The sequence below is a fragment of the Streptomyces sp. CC208A genome (assembly GCF_030010625.1).
GTDB lineage: Bacteria > Actinomycetota > Actinomycetes > Streptomycetales > Streptomycetaceae > Streptomyces.
In genome coordinates this window covers 1-2,159 of record NZ_JASCXN010000086.1, presented here as the reverse complement: position 1 = coordinate 2,159, position 2,159 = coordinate 1, and the positions used below count along the sequence as shown (strand labels likewise).

Here is a 2,159-nt window from a genome sequence, read left to right as displayed (position 1 = left end):
TCGGCTACGGCTGGGTGCTGTGCAGTACTTCGGCGTGCCGCATCTCGTGGACCTCTCCGATCAGGCTGAAGAACCCGGCGGCGGCGGGGTCGCCGGGCATCTCGCGCGCCGCGCGGGCGGCTGCCTCCGGGGAGGCCCAGAGGATGAGGTCGATCAGGGAGCCGTCCTCGTACCGGGCGAGGTGCGCGCCGAGGAAGTCGCTTCCGTAGCGCTCGCGCAGGAGGGAGATCAGCCGGTCGCGCTGTGCGGTCAGCTCCGCGGGGTCGGCGGTCTCGAAGCGGACGTACTCGATGGTCGCGTTCACAGGGTCTTCCCTTCGAAAGGCATCTCACGGATTTGTGACTCCAAATCCGTGAGCAGAAGCTATCACGTGTTTGGCAGAGCGAATCCGTGCTTCCGGTAGGTTGGGGGCATGACCCTCAGGAACCTCCACGAGATGCCGTGGATCGGAGAGCTGCCAGTGATGGATCTGGCCAACACCGTCCTGTGCGGAGCCGGGCCCGCGGGCGAGGAGGTCGACCTGCTGGCCGATCCGAAGCTGCTGGCCTCCTGGCGGGAGAAGGCCGCCGACCGGGAGCTCGCGGAGCTGCCCCTGGAGCAGCTGAAAGAGCTGCGCGAGCCGGTGCGCCTCGCGCTGGACGCGGGGGCGCGACAGGTTCCCCTGCCCGGGCCGACGCGCACATGGCTCAACGCCCTTGCCGCACGCGCACCGGTGACCTTCCAGGTCGACGACTCCGGCCGCCTGACGGAGTGCGAGGCCGGCGGCCCGGTCACCGCGATGCTGGCCCGTCGGACACTCGTGCTGGCCGCCGGGCAGGAACAGGCCAGGCTGCGCCGCTGCCCCGCCCCCAGCTGCGGGATGTTCTTCCTCGCGCGCAGGCGCGATCAGGCGTGGTGCTCGATCGGCTGCGGCAACAGGGCGCGCGCCGCCCGTCGAAGCGGGCAGCGGCCGGAGTGAACCCGGCGGGCCGCTGACGGTTCAGCCCCTGCCGGACGTCTCTCCGCCGGTGCCGAGGAAGAGGCGCTCGCCTTCCGCCGCCCCCGGGCCGGTGAAGACACACGACCGGTGACCGGCCTCCTGGGGGCATCCGAAACGCAGGGGGCCTTCCCTGAGCCCTCGTCCGGCACACCGCCCCGTATCCCGGCCGAGACCGCCGCCGATACCCCGCCGGCAACTCGGCGAGCGTACGGCCGCCCGCCCGCACCGCCCGGGATCACGGCGCGCCGTGCGAAGCCGTGGCCACCGGGAGCGCCGCAGGTCGTACGCCGGACTCCTCGTCCCCTGAGGAGGACGAGGAGCCGAGGACGGCGGTGAGCAGCAGCGCCGGCAGCGCGAGGGCGCCCAGGACGACGGCGGCCACCACGCGTCGGTCACGTCGTGGCGCGGGCTCGCCCGGGTGGGTGGCCGACTCCTCGGGGAACTGCTGGTTGAGCGTGTCCATCCGGGCGGCGAGTACGGGATCGTCCTTCGCGAGGGCATGCTCGATCGCTGCCAGGTCGCTCCAGTCGTCCGACAGGTGGCCCATGGCGACCCTCCACTACTGCGGTGGGTTTCCTGTGGACAGTATGCCCACCGAGCCCTGTCGGCATCCGTGGATCCCCGAAGGTGCTGACCCGGTCGGCCGAGGCGGCATCGCCGGAGGCTCGATAGGGTGAGGAGAAGGCTTCGAGAACCAGCGCCGGTGTACCGGGAAGCCCGGTCGGTGTCCGGCGCTCGTGTGTCCCTCACCGACGTGTCCCGGAGGGTTCTCATGGCCCATGACCGCCCGCGCAGGACGGTCCTCGGGCTGCTCCCGCGGCCCGAGCGGCAGGCGGTCGCCGAGGCCCTGCGCGGGGAGACCGCCGGCGGCCTCCTCCTGCTCGGTGCCGCGATCGTCGCCCTCGTATGGGCCAACAGCCCATGGAAAGCGGCCTACGAGTCCACGCGCGACTTCCATGTCGGCTTCCCGGCCCTCGGCCTGGACCTCTCCGTGGAGCACTGGACCGCCGACGGGCTCCTCGCGGTCTTCTTCCTCGTCGCCGGCATCGAGCTCAAGCGCGAACTCGTGACCGGCGCACTGCGTACCCCCTCCACCGCGGCGCTCCCGGTCGTCGCGGCGCTGTGCGGCATGGCCGTTCCCGCCGCTCTCTACCTGCTCACGGCCAAGGCGGGTGGCGGC

The 2,159-nt window shown here is 72.1% G+C and carries 4 protein-coding genes; 2 read left to right on the top strand and 2 right to left on the bottom strand.

Annotated features, from left to right (window positions below):
- Nucleotides 1-4: 4 nt before the first annotated feature.
- On the bottom strand, nt 5-304 hold the full coding sequence (locus tag QK442_RS36045; protein ID WP_282698363.1) for a hypothetical protein: 300 nt from the start codon (nt 302-304) through the stop codon (nt 5-7).
- 108 nt (nt 305-412) lie between these two features.
- On the opposite strand from QK442_RS36045, the gene QK442_RS36040 reads away from it, so the two are divergent.
- Entirely contained in the window at nt 413-958 is a 546-nt protein-coding gene (locus tag QK442_RS36040; RefSeq protein ID WP_282698362.1) for an ABATE domain-containing protein, read from the top strand.
- Nucleotides 959-1,214: 256 nt separating this feature from the next.
- Here QK442_RS36040 and QK442_RS36035 read toward each other — a convergent pair whose 3' ends face one another.
- Nucleotides 1,215-1,526, bottom strand: a complete 312-nt coding sequence (locus tag QK442_RS36035) for a DUF3040 domain-containing protein (protein ID WP_282698361.1) — start codon at nt 1,524-1,526, stop codon at nt 1,215-1,217.
- Nucleotides 1,527-1,751: 225 nt separating this feature from the next.
- Between QK442_RS36035 and QK442_RS36030 the strand changes: the two genes are divergently transcribed.
- Nucleotides 1,752-2,159: Na+/H+ antiporter NhaA (locus QK442_RS36030; protein ID WP_282698360.1), on the top strand; the 408-nt coding region annotated here is incomplete at its 3' end.

Bases quoted from the DNA above. Each gene is read 5' to 3' on its own strand.
- QK442_RS36040 (WP_282698362.1), top strand. From the start codon at position 413: ATGACCCTCAGGAACCTCCACGAGATGCCGTGGATCGGAGAGCTGCCA.
- QK442_RS36035 (WP_282698361.1), bottom strand. From the start codon at position 1,526: ATGGGCCACCTGTCGGACGACTGGAGCGACCTGGCAGCGATCGAGCAT.